Origin of the sequence: Corallococcus sp. CA054B, assembly GCF_003611625.1 — a bacterium.
Taxonomy (GTDB): domain Bacteria; phylum Myxococcota; class Myxococcia; order Myxococcales; family Myxococcaceae; genus Corallococcus; species Corallococcus coralloides.
In genome coordinates, this window is record NZ_RAVY01000095.1 from 18,481 (window position 1) to 35,752 (window position 17,272).

Here is a 17,272-nt window from a genome sequence, read left to right on the forward strand (position 1 = left end):
GAAAAACATGACACCACACATCCTCACCCAGCTTTCCTCCTCAACATTTGAGCACCTCATCAACGCAATAGCGATGAAGGTCCTGGGGGCTGGCCATACTGGGTTTGGCCCCGGGCCAGATGGAGGAAGAGATGGGTATTTCAGGGGTGAGGCCCCGTATCCAAGCCCAACAACCAGATGGTCAGGAAGCTGGTATATTCAAGCAAAGTTCCACGCACCAAACCTCTCAACAGACCATCACGCTTGGCTGCTCGAACGAATTAGAGAAGAAATAAAAACATTCTCACAAAAAGGCAGCAAGAGGGCATGGCCAGACGTCTGGATTATCGCAACAAATATAGATCCATCAGGAGCCTCGAAAACTGGCTCATTTGACAGGGCCCACCAGCTTGTAAAGGAGGCAAATCCACGGCTTGCCAATCGCTTTGATATCTGGGGAGGCAGCAAAATCATTGAATTTTTATCAAACCACCCAGCAGTTGCTGCCCGCTATGGCCATTTCCTGACGCCAGGAAATATCTTAAGCGAGCTTTCTGCTGCCATACAAGACGAACGAGCAACTGTCGATCAAATACTTAGAGCACTCGTGGTCGATGAAATCGAAGAACAGCGCTACACAAAGCTTGAGCAGGCAGGAGCAAGCGTAGACAGTCGGCCGGGTGTCCACAAGTTATTTGTCGATTTACCGTTCTTCTCAAGGGCGCACAAATACAGAGGCAAGGCCCTCAAGGTGCTCACTGAAGCCGCATCACAAAGCCATAGGCCAGAAAGCGACTACGAGTCCACCGATGAGTGGGAGAGATGGAAAAGCCATCCAAGTCGATCCCCGGTATGGCTAATTCGCGGGGGCCCTGGGAACGGCAAATCCACAATTGGCCAGTACTTATGTCAAATCCATCGCGCTGCTCTGATTCTCTCGCACACCCCCCCAACAAGTCCTGCCGAAACGCGAAAGCTGGCAGCAGAAATTAAGATTGAAGCAGAAAAATCAGCCATATGGCCAACATCCGCCCGAATCCCCATTTATATTGAGCTAAAAAGTTTTGCCCAGTGGTACGGAGAGAGAAAAGAAACAGAGTCAATCGGTATACTCACATATCTTCGCAGCCGCCTTGCGAAATCCATAGAGCAGGATGTTCTGGTCGGAACTATAAGGCGGATGCTGAAAATAAAGAGCTGGATCGTTGTTTTTGATGGACTTGACGAGGTCCCCAGCGACCTAAAAACCGAGATTGCCAATGAAGTTAAGAAGTTTATTCGAGATACGGAAACCGAAAGCGATCTCCTATCCATCTGCACTTCGCGCCCGCAAGGTTACTCAGGACAGTTCGACGGCATCCCAAGAGTTTCGCCCATCGACTTGACTCCGCTAGACAAAAAACAAGCGTTGGATTGTGCCGAACCACTCGTCAAGCTCGGACGGGCACGGGCGGAAGCTGAATCAGCATTTGCTGTACTTAGAAACGCCATTGAATCTAAGGCGGTCATGGAACTAATGACCACCCCCCTCCAGTCGCACATAATGGCGGTCATCGTCAGAGATGGGCGCAAACCCCCTGAACGAAAATGGGAGATGTATAGGCAATTCTACGAGGTAATTAGAACCAGAGAGGCGAGCAGAAGCCTTCCCGATAAAAACCTCGCAAATTTGCTGCAGCAGGACACCGATCTACTGAAAGCCGTCCACAATAAGCTCGGCTTCGATCTTCATGCACGCGCAGAAACAGCGACAGGAGCTCAGGCCAGCCTCTCTCGAGAAGAGTTCAACATTCTCGTTCGACAGGTTGTTCAAGACTGGAAAACTCAGAATGTCGATCTTGTTGTTGATACCCTTATGCAGGCCACAGTGCAAAGGCTCGTGCTTATCAGCACGCCAGATGATGGGGCTAAGGTTCGTTTCGATATACGCCAACTCCAAGAGTTCTTTGCGGCCGAGTATATCTACAGCAGTGCCGATAACGACGAGCTGAGACAAAGGCTGAAAGCAATAACGGGAGACGCCCATTGGCGCGAGGTGATGCATTTTATACTTAGTGCATTTGTTGCACAGGGCCGGCGAACCGAATTGAGTATCGCAATCGCTGTCCTGCAGGAACTGGATGAGGGCGGCGACGGCGGTCATCTTCGCGCACTTAGCCAGCGAATGGCTGTTGGTGCGATAATTGTCTCCAAGCTTATTGAGGATGGTGTTCTTGAGCAAAACAAGGGCACCCGCAATCTATTTAGAGATCGAATTGCGCCACTTGCCTCACTACGCGACAGCGAGTGCCTTACTCCGCTGACAACCGCTCTGGGTCCCGAGTCTCGAAACTGGGTTGTGGACGCAATGGCCCAACATGTGCTTCGGTCGAAAGCGTCCGAATCCACCGGTGCGACAATCCTGCTATGGGTACACATGAACCCAGGTGACTCCTGTTTCGATTCGGTGCTGGAACAATGGTCTCACTCGCAATACAGCACTCTTCAGAGCGCTATCGAGTCGGACGCCGTGTTGCTTGCCAATGCCGGCCCTGCTCCAGATGATTGGCAAACAAGGCTGATATTCGACCTACTGTCATCTTCCTCCGCCGCACAGGAAGGGCTCGGTTTCTTCCAGAGTCTCTATCACATTGACGAGGACCAGGCCCATGGGTGGATATCGTCATTGGCAATGATTGCAGAAGAGAAGGGGATGGTTGCCGTCAGCCTTATGATTAGGCTCTTTCCAGGCGCCATCGATGGGACTGGCGAAAAATCGCAATCAATAGATGCCTATGGCTGGGCAGTGCTGTATCCACTCAAAATATCAACCCCCAGCCACATCCTTCAGAAAATCAAAGAAGCAATGAGCGGAGTCGAACTTACTGGGGTTTGGGCAACTCTCGGGGCTGCAGTTTGCTTTGCCGTCGATCAAACCCTATCCAACCTCAAGAGCCTGCTCGGACTAATGGGAGACTCATGGACTCATTTTGAGTTTCTCCCGTCGGAATTGCGCTCTAGGATTCCGGCTCCGAATGATTCTGCAGCCTCGCCCGCGTCAGCGTTAGAGGTCCTTAGTGGCCTTGAGGAGTCGGAATTTTCACATCTCTTGAGCGCTGCCCCAGAGAAACTGTCGTTCAAAGACCATTGGGACTCCGAAACCTATCCGAACGGCGGATGGCAGACCAACGCAACAAGCGACTTCCTTCAATTGCTGAGAAGCCATCCGACCGTTGCAATAGGTATTTGGCGCAACCACTGGGTCGATCCTGGGGACTCACTCGAAAAAATCAATCATCCCGACATCATCTCGGCCCTTGAATCAGCCTGGACCAAGGATGCATCGACTCTGCTCCGTCATCCCCATATATGGGGGCGAATCTTTAACACGTTCGACAATGCGGGCGCCAAGATCAGATCGACATTGCTCGCACAGTTACGAAAGTCCTCACCCACGCCTATAAACTACTTTATAAGAGACCCAAGCGTCACGCCGTTTCGCCTTTCGCTGCCCAGTGAATCGCCATTCCTTGTCCCAATTGCGTCAATGGTTGCATATCAATACGGCATGACGCGAAATGTGATGTCTTATCAGCCGGGGGGATTGGGTGCCGGCATGAGCAATCTTGAGCTCGCCTGCACACAGATCGTCTTGGAGTACATTGGCGAAATAGATTGCCTTAGAAATATCTATCACGACATCTCAGAAGAAGTGCAAATTCGATGCGCGGCACTCACGCTGTCTGTTCTTCATCCTTCTGGAGGGAAAGAGGAGGCAGTCCGGCAACGACGGCTGATTCTGGACCTTTGCGAAGACAACCACCGCTTCGGGCTAGAGGTCACGTTGGCCCTAGATCTAAGGGGCTCCGCCCATGCTCCAGATTCCGCTGACCTTATCGGGAGTATATTTTCAATCTCGGGACGAGACGGCAACACTTGGTTTCTTTGGGATTTGCTTCTGCGTAAGTGGCGCGAGAAATCACTGGCGCCAATTTCAAACCCAAGTATTGACGCTGCCTGACGGGGCGTCGCCAAGCCGCTCTGCGCAAAAGAATTTGCGGCACGTCGAGTTCGGGAGCGGTGAGCGATTTCGTTTAATGCTCGGTTGGAACCGGCACTTCGTCTGCGGGTGCCGGAACGGGAGCGGGTGCCGACGCGGGCGTCTCGTCCTGGGGCACGAGCGAATTCAGGGTCCACGAATAGCCGTAGCCCACCTTGAGTAGCCGGTACGTCGCACGCTTCCCGCAGGACTTGCCCCCGTGGCTTCACTTGGGTGACGGGCTACGCCGGACCCTCTCCTGATGCGAAGAGTCCGGAGCACCCGCCCGTCCGCGCTGCCGCGGACTCCGGCGTCCCCTACCTCCGACCCTGGTCGGGATCGAGGTAATCCCACGGGAAGGCGTCAGCCGACGTGCCCTCCTCCAGGTAGTTCATGGGATGTGCCGGGTTGTATTTGTAGGTCTTCTCCATGTCGCGCTCGAACGCGAACATCTGGTGGGCCGTGTACAGGTTGTGCTGGCGGTTCAATGCGTGGATCCGAGTGGCCTGGGGCGCGACGGCACGGGCGGGCAGCGGCAGCAGCCGGGTCCCCTCGTCAACATAGGACGGCTTGACCTTCACCGTGACCAGCGGGTCCATGTTGGCGAGCAACTGCTCCAGCTCATCGTTCACCGCTTCGTAGGTTGCATTGGTGCCCGCGCCAATCTGGCGGTGGTGCTGATGGCTGGTCACATCGGTGATGTAGAAGTCGCGCAGCGCCTTGAGCGTCCAGCCCTCGCTCCGGGCCCGGAGAACCGTCTCGCGGTTGCCAAGCCCATGCAGCGCCCACTCGTGGGAGATGATCAGGAGGATGCCGCCCGGGTGCCGGGTGGCCTGTCCCCGCATCGCGATCTGGAGGCGGATCCTCACGTCGCGGGCCATGTCGAACCCGGCGAGTTCCCGGGTGAGCTGGAGGAGCGAGATCCAGGTGCCGCCCGGCGTCGTCGTATCGGCAGGGTCCCTCACCTCGATGATGCACTGGCCATCGAAGCCGTTCGTGGCGGTCGGAGTGACCTCGATGATCAACGGGACGTAGTCGGTGGCGCTTCGGTTGGCGAAGGGCTCGATGACGGACTGACGGAAGACGCTCGAACTTTCGAGGATCTGCGTCAGTCGCGGGTAGGCCGCCGTGATCTGTGAGTAGCCCTCGATGAACGGCCACTCCATCGGCGGCTGCACCTGCTCGTCCGAGACCGTCGGGGTTGAGGTCGCGGAGCTGGCGCTCCGGGTGCCCGAGCGGTTGCGAACCGCGACCTGGGACGGCCCCACGTCCACCTCCATGCCAGGCGAGGCACGGACCGCGTCGATGGTCTGACGCAGGTCCACCTGATCCAGCGGTGACGCCCTCGAGCTCGAAGCCTGGGAGTCGCCGCCGAGCTGCGCGTTCAGCAGCCGCTCCTTCCACTCCTGGTTCTTCGCCGGGGCTCTGGCGACCGGGAAGGCCTTGTCGATCTGCTCGTTCAGGACGGCGGAGTTGCGGCTGCTCTGCGCTGACAGCGCGAGCTTCGTGGCCATCTCTCCGAAGGCCCGCGCGGTCTCCTGGTTGGAGGTCATCGCCGCCAGGGCGTTCTGCTGGTTCTGGTCCAGGCCCGTCAGGTTGGCGAACGGGCTCGCCTGGGTGAGCGCGTTCAGCAGCGAGCCCACCCCCGAGGGATCCGGCGCGGCCGGTGCGTTCTGGATGTTGACGATGGGCTGCGGGAGCGCGGTGGGCGTGGTGCTCTGCGGCGCCTGGTAGCGGCTGTCCGTGCTCACCGGGTTGATGGCGGTGGGCTCGTCCGAGGGCGACTGCTCCCATCGCCAGAAGCGCGTGTCATCGATGCGCTCGCAGGCGTTGCAGGCGCCGCGCACGGCCTCCGCGAAGACTCCGGGCGTGGGCACGCTCAGGCGGAAGACCGCGCCCTGCCCTCCTTCGCGCTCGGCCTCCGTCTGGTAGTGCTCCAGCAGCGAGGCATGGGCCATGGCCCCACTGCCGCTCTGGTCCGGGGTGCCCATCTCGTAGGTGGGGTCCAGGTTGAGACCACGAGCCACCGGGAACACCAGCGAGTTGCCCGCGACCCCCAGCAGCCGGTTCTCCACCAGCGAGGCCAGGGAGCGGCCCAGCACCCCGCGTTGCGCGTAGATGGAGTTGAACTCGTCCTGCGCCAGGTGGATGCGGTCCAGCATCATGTACCGGCGGTGCGGCGTGATGCCGTGGCACCAGATGGCGTGGTGGTAGTACTCCAGGTTCTCCTGGTTGAGATGATCCCGGAGCTGCTGGGCCAGCCGCTGGTCCTCCTGCCAGGGGTTGCGCTGCTCCTCGGGCTTCATGGGCGTGGGCAGGTAGATCTGATCCGCGAAGCCGATGTCGTTGCGGATGGCCTGGTTGTTCACCAGCGTCCCGCTGAAGTGGGGCGTGCGGTAGCGCAGCGTGCCCCGGTCGACGACGGCGAAGCTGCCCGACAGGCTCAGGCTGGGAGAGCTCAGCCGCAGTCCGACAATCTGGCTGCGCTTGAGGTCCGCGGGGGTGCCGGTGAAGGGCTGCTGGGCCACCCCTGCCTTGAGCGCCTTGATGTCCGTGGTCCGCGTGGAGCGCACGGAGACGGTCAACAGCCGGCCCGGGGCGTAGTCGGTGAGCAGGGTGCAGTCCAGCCGCAGGTCCTTCACCGTCGTTCCGTCCGCGAGGATGGCCTCGAAGCGAAGCTGCTCGACGAAGTTGCGGGCGAGCGCGGGGGCGTGCTGCGTCTGGAAGGTGCGCTCGCGCTCCTCGAGGGAGAGCTTGACGAACAGGTTGCTGATGCCCCGGATGTCCAGCCCCAGGAAGACATGGCTCAGGGTGGCCCAGGCGCCCGCGTCAATCGACCCATCCGCTTGATCCGCCGGCCGGCTCAGCGTCAGGCGGAGCTGGAGCTCACCGGAGAACTCCTCGATGGACTCCTCGCTGTAGGGCAGGAAGGTCACCGCGCCGGAGGGCTCCACGCGGCGGGGGAAGTCCGTGCCCTGGTAGTTCCGCGCGATGCGATCGAGCGCGTCGAAGCCCCGGCGCAGCTCCTGCCCCCGGGTCGTCTCCGGGGAGTAGAGCAGGTGCTCGGACAGGCACTCCCGCCAGCGGAGGATCTTCGCGTCCGTGAAGAGGCTCATCATCAAGGGGACGAAGAGGCACTCCTGGACGTCCACCACCTGCTGCTCGATGACGAAGTGCCGGAGGATCTCGAAGTACTGGATGGTCAACGCGTGGCAGTGGTTGTGGTTGGCCACCACCTCGGTCTGCACGGAGAGCGACTCACCCTGCTTCGCGCTGGTGACGACCGTGGAGCGCTGGCTGCGCACGGAGGACGTCGCCTGCATGGTGGCGTCCCGCAGCCGGTTGTGCAGGCTGGACGTCATGTCGCGGGTGTTGTCCTGCCACGCGGAGGACGTCCCCGAGCCGCCGGAGAGGCTGAAGCCGGTGGACAGCCCCACGGCCACGCCGTTCTTGCTGCCGCTGCCAGCGCCCCCCAGGCCGAAGGAGAAGCCGCGCGTCTTGGCCGAGCTGCCACCCCGCATGGACTCCTGGACGGTCCCACTGAGGATTTCGTCGATGTCGCGGTCTCTCGACAGGTTGTGGGTCAGCGCCTCTTCGGCCACCGTGGCCTCATCGCGCGAGGCCCCGTCCTCCCGGTTCCAGTCGTAGATGACGAGCTGCTTCTTCTGCCCGGGGGCCAGCGGCAGGGAGTAGAGCAGGTCCCCCATCGAGTAGCCGTCCGCCTTGAAGGTCTGCTTGAAGTGGAGCACGTGGCCGTGCGCCAGCGACACGGCTTGATACAGCTCATAGTCGGAGGCGTCGTCGTCCCAGCGCAGGGGGTTCTTGCTCCCCAGCGTCTGCCGCAAGGTGCGGTGGAGATGACGGGCGTAGCCGGCCGGGTCGGAGGTGTCGCCATTCCACTCCCAGGCGGGGGCTTCGCGGATGGGGACGAGCTGGCCGCGCGGGTCCGTGGTGCGGACGATGGCGTAGTGGCTGAACTCCTCCAGCGACCGGTTGGGGACCGTGAAGTTGACGCAGGAGCCTCCGATATCCTGCGAGTAGCTGGACTCGTTGGCGACGAGCTCCTCCGTGCCCGGCAGGCGCGGGGTCGGGTCGGTGCAGGCGCAGTCGTCTTCACCGCTGGCGGCCTCGGTCGTGCTCCCTGTCGCGACGACCAGCAGCGTGAACGCGGGGAAGGTCCCATCCGCGTTGAGTGTGATGGGGATCTCCTCGTCGGGACGGGAGGAGACCACCGCGTGGGCCCCGAGGAACGGCTCGTTGGGGACCACCACGGAGAAGTTGCCGCTGCTGTGCGTGGTGACCGCGGCGAGGGACACCTTGAGCGGGGGGCTCGTCCCGTCTCCTCGCAGTGCCTGGAAGATGATCTGCTGCCGCGTCAGCGCCCTGCCCGTGGGGTCCACCAGGCGCCCCTTGAGGACCCGGGTGATGGGTGTGCTGGAGCTCGGCACGAGGACGTTGGGCGAGAACGGCTCCACCTGCACCTTCACCACCGCCATCTTCGCGGCCTGGCTCACGGTGAGGTGGGTCGGAGAGACGAGCCGGGTCGGCAGGCCGTTGGGGGTGCGCACCACGAAGGTGAGCGGGCTGCTGGAGATGCGGCCGGTGATGGCGAGCGTCAACTGGAAGGCGCCCGTGGGCCCGAGCAGGAAGTCCTGGTGGATGGGGGTGACTTCGCTGTCTCCCGTGACGGTGTCCGGACAGGAGACCTCCAGGGTGTACCCCGAGACGGAGCCAGCGGAGCTCTCCACCGCGCCCAGGACGGAGATGAACTCCACCTCCACTTTCGGCGCTGTCGCGGCAGGCGTAGCGGCCGGCAGAGGGGCCTTCTGCTCAAGCCGGGAAGCGGTCGCGGTCTCCATCGTCGTGACCGACGTGCGCGAGGCCACCTTCAATTCGGGAGCGAGCGCCGGCAGCTGGAGGATGACCAGCCGGTCCGCCGCGGCGGGCTTGCTCTCCGCGACCAGCACCGCGTTCAGCGCGGCCTTGTCGGCGAAGGTGTGCTCCACGACGGGAGTCCCCGAGCGGAGGACATAGAGCGAAAGGGGAAAGGGAAGCGCGGAGGTGGTGAGCTTCTGGAGGAGGAACGCACCCTGCGGGCTCGTGAACTCCGCGGTGAAGAGGGGCGCGTTGGGCGACTGGCCCAGCAGCACCGTGCATGCGTCCAGGCTGCCAGGGTCCGAGGTTTCTAGCTGTCCGTAGAGTCTCATGGGTCCCGCGAATTATTTCCGGCGAGACCGTAAGAAACACGACATTTGTGCCCATAATACATTTCTCAGGGTGTGAGAAATGCCTCGAGAGGTGAGACATGTTTCAAGCGGGCGTCCTGGAGGGATTGAGCAGTCCCTACCCGGGATCCAGCGCCCAGGTTCCTTCCGCCCAGCGTTTCAGCGCCTCGGAGGCGGCGAAAGAAACGAGGTCCTGGCCTTGAGCAGCCTCGTTGAGGACGGCCTTGGCTTCATCCGTTCGATGGCGGAGGAGGAATGCCGCCGCCTTGACTCGGACGTCCATGCGCGGATGAACGAACAGGGCCGCGAGCGCATCCCGACCCGCGTTCCCGTGCGCACACAGTTTGTCGAAAGTCTCGTTCACCTTCTTGGCGTGCTTGTTCGCGGTCTTCGCTTCGCCCTGCCGGACCGCATCGTTCTGGGCCGCCACATGCTGGGCGAACGCCTCCACGAGCTTTTCCATCGTCACTTCCAGACTCCCCAGATTCGCTTCGGGATCTTCTCAATGGCCTGCAGGCCGAAGTCGCGCTGAGCCTCGAAAGACTGCGTGCTCAACCACTGTCTCACCGTCAAGGTCCGCGAGCCGGTGATTTCTTGCTGAATCGATGAATAGAACCCGCTCAGCCGTTTATGCAGCCCTTGATCCAGCTGAATGACGTTCTCGGTGTTGTGGACAGCCTCCGGCCCGAATCGATTCACGTTGCCCGGTGTTTGCTCGACGATGTGGTGCCACTGTTTTCCGTCTTCCGCCGGGCCAAGGGTTCGTTTGAGGCCGCTGAACGACCTCCAGGACCGGGGACCGCCTGGATTGCTGTTCGAGCTGGCTCCATTCCGGGCCACCACAGCAACCGCCGTCGCGGGAAGCGAGACGACGAAGGATTCCACGCCCAGATAGCTCAGGAGGATTGCGGAAATGATCGCGGCTGCCTTGGTGAAGACAGGCTCTGGATTGGCCGCGAGCATCGCCCAGGTAACGAGTCCTGTCGCGATGACCGTGTAGAAGAGCTGCGGCGCCAAGGTGTCTTCCACTGCCTTGGCGATGCTCGACTTCAGTGGGCCGACCGAAAGGCCTAACGCGACGCCCAGTTTATCCGCCCCACTCAAGCCTGAAACGTCGGCGAGGAGCGAGAGGCAATCCTCGCTCTCATGGCTTGCGCGACAGATGCCTCCGAAGCTCTTGCGCATCAGGCTTCGCCATCTCGCATCAGGCGTGCTGCCCGGATAGGCGGCACGAACCAACCAGGGTTGCCGCTCTGTGCGAAGCGAAAGCGGGAGATCGAGGACCCAAGAGGAGATCGCCGCTTCGAATGCGTCCTCATCCACTACCACCGGCGGCATGGAAGCGCGCGGCACGTAATCAATGGTTCGCCCCTGCCCCAGGTCAAGGCGCAGCCCAGGTCGGTTCGCGCACGCGCCGAGCAGCGAAAGAACAAGGACGGATACCACCAGCCGGTTCGGCATGAACGCCTTCGCCATCGGGAAGAGCCCGGTCGCCAGGTAATTGCCTCCGCCCCATCGTCCAGACAATACGCGTCAAAGCTCGGTCGGCACCGGCACTTCATCCACGGGCGCTGGCGCGGGCTCCGGAGCAGGAGCAGCAGCAGGCGCAGGGAACTCATCCTGGGCCACGGGCGAGTTCAGGACCCACGAGTACCCGCGTCCCGCCGTGCTCAGCCGGTACGTCGCGCGCTTCCCGCAGCCCGCGACTCCCGTCGTGACGCGATCCAGCTTGGACGCCTTGAGATCAAACCGTGAACAGCCCATGTCGAACTCAGCACGGGCCCTCACGTCCGGGATCCAGGAGCACTGCCCCACCTTGCACTTCAGCTCATAGACGCCTTCGGCGTTGCAGCCGATCATCTGGTATTGATTCTCACCCAGGTACTGCGGCGTCAGCTCTTCCTGGCACTTGAGATCCCTGGCGGCGATCTTCTCCAGGTTCGCATAGCGCTTGGAATTGATGGACGGCCCCATCTGGGAGAAGTCCACCTTGCCGTTGCTCCGGCGGCCCCCGCAGCCCGCCACCAGGAACGCCACGCCCGCGCCAACAACCGACAGTCTAAGGAGATTCATGAGCGTTCATCTACTCCAGGGCCTCACGCGCTTTCCAGCCCTCCCCTCCTCAAACACAAGGAGCCGCCCCACCACACAGGCAGGACGGCTCCCAGGTCAGCGACTGCGCGTCACTGCATCGACAGGGACCAGGTGTAGTTGCCGTTCGAGCCCAGCCCGACCAGCGTCGTCTTGCACGTGGCGGTGGTGCTGCCCTTGGACGTGGCCCCGCCCGCGGGCGTCCAGTAGCCGGAAGTCCCCAGGATCGGGTTGGGCGGGGTCCAGATGCTGCTCATGTTGAAGCGACACGTCTTGCTACCGCTCGTGTATTCGAAGACGACGGCGGAGTTGGTGCCGCAGTCCGTCTGGTGCACCCCCGAAATCGAGTTGGCCGCCACCGAGCTCAGGGCCGGGATGACCGCGGCACAGCCGTTGAAATAGGAGTTGGTGATCGCGCTGGTCGTGATCTTGTTCTGCACCGTGAACGTCAGCGTCGCCGCGTGCGCGGAACCCATGCCCAGCGCCGACACCGCGAACGCAGCCACCACCGTCAAGCTTTTCATGGACAGCCCCCAAGGAAGGGGAATCGCTTCCCCAGAATCAGTTAAGCGATTCCCGGGAGCCTTGTCCAGACAGCCAGCCTTTGAGATTCATGAAACAGATTGCGAGGAAAATTCTCGCCAGACTCGCTTTGCCTCCTGAGTCAGGCCTGAATCGCTCGCCGCCCATCGTGGTCACGCCCGACTCACGAACCTCCATTCAATGGCAGACATCCGCCGTGCCGCGTCAGGGCTGGGGCGCCTCCGCGCTCCCGGGCAGCAGGTCCGACAGGAGCATCTGCTCCTCGCTCGGCGAGAGGTCGTAGTGGCGGGCGGCCTCCGTGATGATCTGGAGCAAGGGCGTGTCCGGCTCCTCGGTCCTCCGAACCGCGATCCTGCGGGCTGCGCTGCGCAGGGCTTCTCCCCTGGGACGAAGACTTTCACGCATGACGACACCTCACTGGAGAGATTCGGACGCGCTCGCGTCAGTGCAAGGGCGATGACGGACAGTGGGAGCAGGCGCTTTCCGTCAGCCCCCGTCCACGGGAAGCGGGCGGCTCGCAGGGCGGCGCGTGCCTTCCTCCGGACCCGCGAGCGCTCCAGCTTTGGGGTCGGACCCCACTCCGAGGAACGAGGAATCAGACATGGCAGCACAAGACATCCCCGGCACCGGGCAGCAGGCAGGAGGCCCCACGCACCGCAGCACGGACATCCCGCTCGACGAGCGCCGCCGCATGCGCCACGAGTCCCGCACGTCGCAGACCTACAAGGCTTTCCTCAAGTACCTGCGCGACGTGGGCCAGTTCGAGAGCGAGCAGGCTGCCCAGCAAGCCGCCTTCTCCGTGCTGTGCGTGCTGGAGCAGCGCCTCTTCGGCGAGGAGGACAACGACATGGAGGCCCAGCTGCCCCACAAGCTGCGCGAGCTCCTGGTGCGGTGCGACCGCCACGAAGCCGGGCCGCCGCCCCATAAGTTCGGCCGGGCGGAGATGCTGGCGATGGTCTCCACGGACCTGGGCGTGGAAGCCGAGAACGCAGAACCCATCGTCCGCGCAGTCTTCAGCGCCATCCAGGCGCAGATCTCCGAGGGCGAGAGCGACGACATCGCGGGCGAGCTGCCGACGGATCTCCGTGACCTGTGGGCACGCGCCACCTGACGGCTCGCCATGTTGACGCCGGGTCATGAATGGCTGTGAGCTGGCGGCAACATGGGCTCCATCTCGGAGATCGAAGTCTTCATCAGGGCCCCGCTGGCCACGGGACCCAAGCGCCGCTGAATCAGCGCCCCAGGCGGAAGCCGATGCCCGGCCCCAGCTTCTGCACTTCACCTGCCCCTGGTCCATGTGCTGCGCGAAGACCGTGTTGAAGGCCTTCACCACGCGCGCCTGGGGCGCCTTCTTCTGCAACTCCTCCACGCCGATCGTGGTGAACCCGAGCGCCAGCTGCATGTCGGCGGTCAGCGCGTTCGTCACGTCCACCACGACCTTGCAGCGCGCCGTCCACGTTCCCCTTGCCGATAATTCCAATCTTCGTCGCCATGGTCTTGCCGTCCTCGTGAAGGACGGAGCTGTGCGCCCCTCGCGAAAAATGCCTGGGGCGTCACGTCACCTGTGACGCGACGTCATGGAACGCGGGGCGGGCCTCCTGGTGACACGAGTCACCAGCGCTGATGAGCCGCATCACCAGTTTCGGGCCGCCCGGGCACCGCTCGAAACACGCGCTTCAGAGGGAAGACGGCCTCGCCGGAGGGCTGGCACGCGCCGTGCTCTAGGGATTGGTCATCACGGACCGGACGCACTCCGGCCCTTCTTCCAAATCCCCAGCATCCCCTCCTTCGCCGCCTCCCAAGGTCCCCCATGCGCGTTTCCAACCGCCCCGCGTCCACGCCCGCCTCGAACTCCCCCGCCGTCTCCGGCCCGTCCTCGGCCACGGAGAAGAAGCCCGGCTTCATCGACAAGAACCAGCCGGACACGAAGTTCAGCCAGCAGTGGGGCCAGGACATCTTCATGGACTCGCGCAAGGGCGATAAGGCCCAGGCCAGCGCGGACAGGAAGGACGGGCGTCAGGTCACGCAGGGCAACAGCGGCCCCGGCCAGGTGGCGGGCAACGAGAGCGGCAACTACGTGTCCTGGCAGAAGGACGCGGCGGAGTTCAAGACCGGCACGGGCTTCACCAGGCAGGGCACCGGCGCGCAGTTCGAGGCGAGCGCCGCCGAGGTCCAGGGCGATGCGTCCTACCGCGTGATGCCGTGGGAGATCGGCGGCCGCGCGGGCGCCGAGGCCAACATCGCCAGCCTTCGGGGTGACGCCGGCTTCGGCAAGGACCTGAAGGACATCGGGCTCGGCAAGGTGGAGGGCAAGGTCTACGGCGGCGTGCACGGCGAGGCGCTGGTGGGCGCCAACGCGGACGCGAAGGCCAAGATCGACCTGAACCCCAAGAACGGCGACATGGGCGCGGAGGTCGGCGCGGGCGCACTGGTGGGCGCCGAGGCGAGCGCCACGGCCCGCGGCGAGTTCGGCCCCGTGCAGGGCTCCGTGACGGGCAGCGCCATCGCCGGCGTGGGCGCCGCGGTGGACGCGAAGGTGGCCTTCGAGGACGGCAAGCTCACCATCGGCGGCAAGGCCAAGGCGGCGCTCGGCGTGGGCGTCGGCGTCGGCACCTCGTACACCATCGACTTCAACAAGCTGAAGGGCACGGTCGACAACCTCACCAACGGCAAGGTCGGCGACACGGCGAAGAACGTCACCGACAAGGTCGCTGACAAGGCCAAGGACGTCACGGACAAGGTCGCCGATACGGCCAAGGACGTCGGCAAGGGCATCAAGGACCTGTTCAAGTTCTGATGCGCCTTCAGGCCGCGGAGACGACAGTGCCCTGCGCCAGGGCACACAGCGTCTCCGCACCATCCTTCACTGCGAAGACTTCACACTGACACACGGCCTGCCGCTTGCCGGCGGCCTTCGCCTGGGCCCGAGCGATGAGCAGCGAGCCCACGGCGGGCTTCAGGTAGTTGATCTTGTACTCGGAGGTCAGCGCGTTGCCGCCCAGCGCCAGGCCACCAGCGAACGTGATGGCGTTGTCCGCCAGGTAGCTGAGCACGCCCCCGTGGACGAAGCCGTGCTGCTGCTTCAGGTGGTCCACGATGGGGAGCCGCAGCTCCGCGGTCCCAGGCCCGGCGCTGGCGAGCTGCGCGCCGATGAACTGGCTGAAGGGCTGCGACGCGAACACCTGACGCGCGAACTCCTGAAGGTCGTCCATGCGGTCACCAGAACACCGATGGACGCAGCCCTCAACCCCTGCGCCCTACCCCTCTGCCGGAGCCGGTGCGTTCACCGGTTCGGGCGGCTCCACGGGTGGCCTGACGATGAGCTGATCCATCGTGGGGCGCTTCGGCTTCTCGAACGGGGCCAGCTTCACCGGCTTCGCCGTGCGCGCGGACTCCTGCAGCGCGACGATGATGCGCACGTCCGCCAGGCCTTCGATGCCATTGGGCTCCGGGTCCCGGTCCTCCAGGACGCACGTCGAGAAGTAGACCAACTCCGGCGCGAACTGGTCGCTGTTCTTGAACGTCCGCGTCTCCGTCTCCCCGCCCACGGTGAGCTCGTGCTGGATGTCCGTGCCGTAGCCGAAGCCGTGCTTCACCAGCAGGTCCCCTTCCGTGCCCACCAGCCGGTAGCTCGACACCGCGGAGGCCTCGTGGCTGATGGCGAACTGAGCCACCCTGCCGTTCGGGAAGCGCATCAGCGCGAACGCGGACGCATCCACGCCGTGGAAGCGCCCGTCCCTGCCGCCTCCCGTGAACGCGAACACCTCGCGCGGCTCGTCGCGGAACAGGTAGCGCGCGGCGTTGACGGGGTATGGCCCCTCGTCCAGCAGCGCCCCGCCTCCCACGTCCACTCGCGTGCGGATGTCCCCTTCGCGCACCTGCTGCGTCAGCGTCCCCGTGAAGACCAGCGGGTCTCCCAATTTCCCTGAACTCACCAGCTCGATGGCGCGGAGGTTCGCCTCTTCGAAATGTAGCCGGTAGGCGACCATCAGCTTCACGTCGTTCTCGTTCGTGGCGCGGATCATCGCCTCGCAGTCCTCCACCGACGTCGCCATCGGCTTCTCACAGAGGACGTGCACTCCAAGGCGGGCCGCTCGCTCCGTGAAGCTCCGGTGCATCGTGTTGGGCAACACGATGTAGACCGCGTCCGCCTTCGAATCGCGCAACACCTGTTCGAAGTTCTCGTAGCCCCCCACGTGCTCCACGCCGTACTTCTCCTGGAGTGCGACCTGCTTCGCCTTGTCGGAGGAGATGATGGCCACCAGCTCGGAGTTCTCCTCCGCGTGCTGGAACGCCGGAAGGATGGCCACCTGCGTGAGGTTGCCCGCCCCCACCACCGCGTACCGCACCCGCTTGGATGTCCCCTGCGCCATGATGCACCTCTCCCGTGGTGAGGCTTTACGCTGGTGACGCGCCGGGCCAGCCCGCAAGCCGCGTCCACCCCTCCGGTGCAGGGGCCGCATGATGGGCAGGCAGCCCGGCGGACGGGCTTTCGCGCGGCGTCCATCCGGCCTATGCCGTTCCCCATGCCCTTCATGAAGATGCTCGCCCGCCTTGGCATTGGCAGCGCGCGCGTGGACACCCGCCTGGAACACGACACCGTGCGCGCGGGCGGCGACCTGCGCGGACTCGTCCATGTCCAGGGCGGCCACACGCCCCAGCGCATCGACCGCATCGACCTGCACCTGATGGCGCAGTACCTCCAGCGCGACAACGACCGCCGCAGCGCGCTCAACGCCGTCGTGCGCACCTGGCGCGTCGCCAACCCCTTCACCCTCCAGCCCCGCGAGGAGCGCGAGATCCCCTTCTCCCTGCGCATCCCCGCCCACGCGCCCATCACCGAGCGCGGCACGCCCGTGTGGATCAAGACGGCGCTCGACATCGACAACGCCCTCAACCCCGAGGACAGCGACCGCATCCACGTCCTGCCCCACCCGTCCCTCCAGACCGTCATCGAAGCCGTGCGACAGCTGGGCTTCCAGTGGCGCAACTCCTACTGCGAGGCCGGATCGCCCCTCGGCCGCGACGAGCCCTTCGTGCAGGAGCTGGAGTTCCACGCCGGCCCGGGCTGGAACGGCCCGCCGCGCTCGCTCGCCCTCCTGCCCTTCCCCCAGGAGGACGCGCTGGAGCTGGTCCTCGACCTGGACCGCGGGCCCCGGGGCCTCACGTCCCTCCTGGAGGGCACGTCGCTGGAGGGCGGCCGGCGGCGGCGGCTCGTGCTGTCCTCCAGGGACCTGTCCTCGGGGACAGGGGCCGTCGCGGCGCTGTTGACTCCCCACCTTCTCGGCGGGACGTGAAAGCCCGGAAGGTCCGGTCCTTCGTACAGGCCTGGACGGACCCGGCGTCCCAAGTCCTCCCCCCGGGCGCGGAAGTGGTACAAGCCGCCGTGTGAAAGCTCCCCCGCCTCCTGCTGCCC

General features: G+C 63.6%; 12 protein-coding genes. 5 read left to right on the forward strand and 7 right to left on the reverse strand.

Annotated elements, in window-relative coordinates; all coding sequences use genetic code 11:
* Positions 1 to 7: 7 nt before the first annotated feature.
* Positions 8 to 3,979, forward strand: a complete 3,972-nt coding sequence (locus D7V80_RS41470) for an NACHT domain-containing NTPase (protein WP_147447180.1) — start codon at positions 8 to 10, stop codon at positions 3,977 to 3,979.
* Positions 3,980 to 4,314: 335 nt separating this feature from the next.
* Here the strand turns inward: D7V80_RS41470 and D7V80_RS22710 are convergent, their stop codons facing one another.
* The 5 genes from D7V80_RS22710 to D7V80_RS22730 form a co-directional block, all read right to left on the reverse strand.
* Positions 4,315 to 9,204: a hypothetical protein gene (locus tag D7V80_RS22710; protein ID WP_120590134.1), complete on the reverse strand. Its 4,890-nt coding sequence runs from the start codon at positions 9,202 to 9,204 to the stop codon at positions 4,315 to 4,317.
* A 136-nt stretch (positions 9,205 to 9,340) separates the two neighbouring features.
* The gene (locus D7V80_RS22715) at positions 9,341 to 9,685 is read right to left on the reverse strand and encodes a DUF2019 domain-containing protein (RefSeq protein WP_120590135.1); all 345 of its coding nucleotides are present in this window, start codon (positions 9,683 to 9,685) and stop codon (positions 9,341 to 9,343) included.
* A gap of 2 nt (positions 9,686 to 9,687) precedes the next feature.
* Positions 9,688 to 10,698, reverse strand: a complete 1,011-nt coding sequence (locus D7V80_RS22720) for a hypothetical protein (protein ID WP_233585624.1) — start codon at positions 10,696 to 10,698, stop codon at positions 9,688 to 9,690.
* A gap of 57 nt (positions 10,699 to 10,755) precedes the next feature.
* Positions 10,756 to 11,295 (reverse strand): hypothetical protein, encoded by a 540-nt coding sequence (locus D7V80_RS22725; RefSeq protein WP_147447181.1) that lies wholly within the window; start codon positions 11,293 to 11,295, stop codon positions 10,756 to 10,758.
* 110 nt (positions 11,296 to 11,405) lie between these two features.
* On the reverse strand, positions 11,406 to 11,837 hold the full coding sequence (locus D7V80_RS22730; protein WP_120590137.1) for a hypothetical protein: 432 nt from the start codon (positions 11,835 to 11,837) through the stop codon (positions 11,406 to 11,408).
* A 620-nt stretch (positions 11,838 to 12,457) separates the two neighbouring features.
* Between D7V80_RS22730 and D7V80_RS22740 the strand changes: the two genes are divergently transcribed.
* From D7V80_RS22740 to D7V80_RS22745, 3 genes are all read left to right on the forward strand, one after another.
* A complete protein-coding gene (locus D7V80_RS22740; RefSeq protein WP_120590139.1) occupies positions 12,458 to 12,967 on the forward strand; it encodes a DUF2267 domain-containing protein in 510 nt (169 codons plus the stop codon).
* Between the two features lie 205 nt (positions 12,968 to 13,172).
* On the forward strand, positions 13,173 to 13,424 hold the full coding sequence (locus D7V80_RS41475; protein ID WP_147447182.1) for a hypothetical protein: 252 nt from the start codon (positions 13,173 to 13,175) through the stop codon (positions 13,422 to 13,424).
* Positions 13,425 to 13,666: 242 nt separating this feature from the next.
* Complete coding sequence (locus D7V80_RS22745) at positions 13,667 to 14,653, forward strand: hypothetical protein (protein ID WP_120590140.1); 987 nt, start codon at positions 13,667 to 13,669, stop codon at positions 14,651 to 14,653.
* 7 nt (positions 14,654 to 14,660) lie between these two features.
* On the opposite strand, the gene D7V80_RS22750 is transcribed toward D7V80_RS22745, so the two are convergent.
* The gene (locus D7V80_RS22750) at positions 14,661 to 15,068 is read right to left on the reverse strand and encodes a PaaI family thioesterase (RefSeq protein WP_120590141.1); all 408 of its coding nucleotides are present in this window, start codon (positions 15,066 to 15,068) and stop codon (positions 14,661 to 14,663) included.
* Between the two features lie 45 nt (positions 15,069 to 15,113).
* Positions 15,114 to 16,229, reverse strand: a complete 1,116-nt coding sequence (locus D7V80_RS22755) for a Gfo/Idh/MocA family protein (RefSeq protein ID WP_120590142.1) — start codon at positions 16,227 to 16,229, stop codon at positions 15,114 to 15,116.
* Between the two features lie 153 nt (positions 16,230 to 16,382).
* Here D7V80_RS22755 and D7V80_RS22760 point away from each other — a divergent pair, with 153 nt between their 5' ends.
* Positions 16,383 to 17,153: a sporulation protein gene (locus tag D7V80_RS22760; protein WP_158616679.1), complete on the forward strand. Its 771-nt coding sequence runs from the start codon at positions 16,383 to 16,385 to the stop codon at positions 17,151 to 17,153.
* Positions 17,154 to 17,272 lie beyond the last annotated feature (119 nt).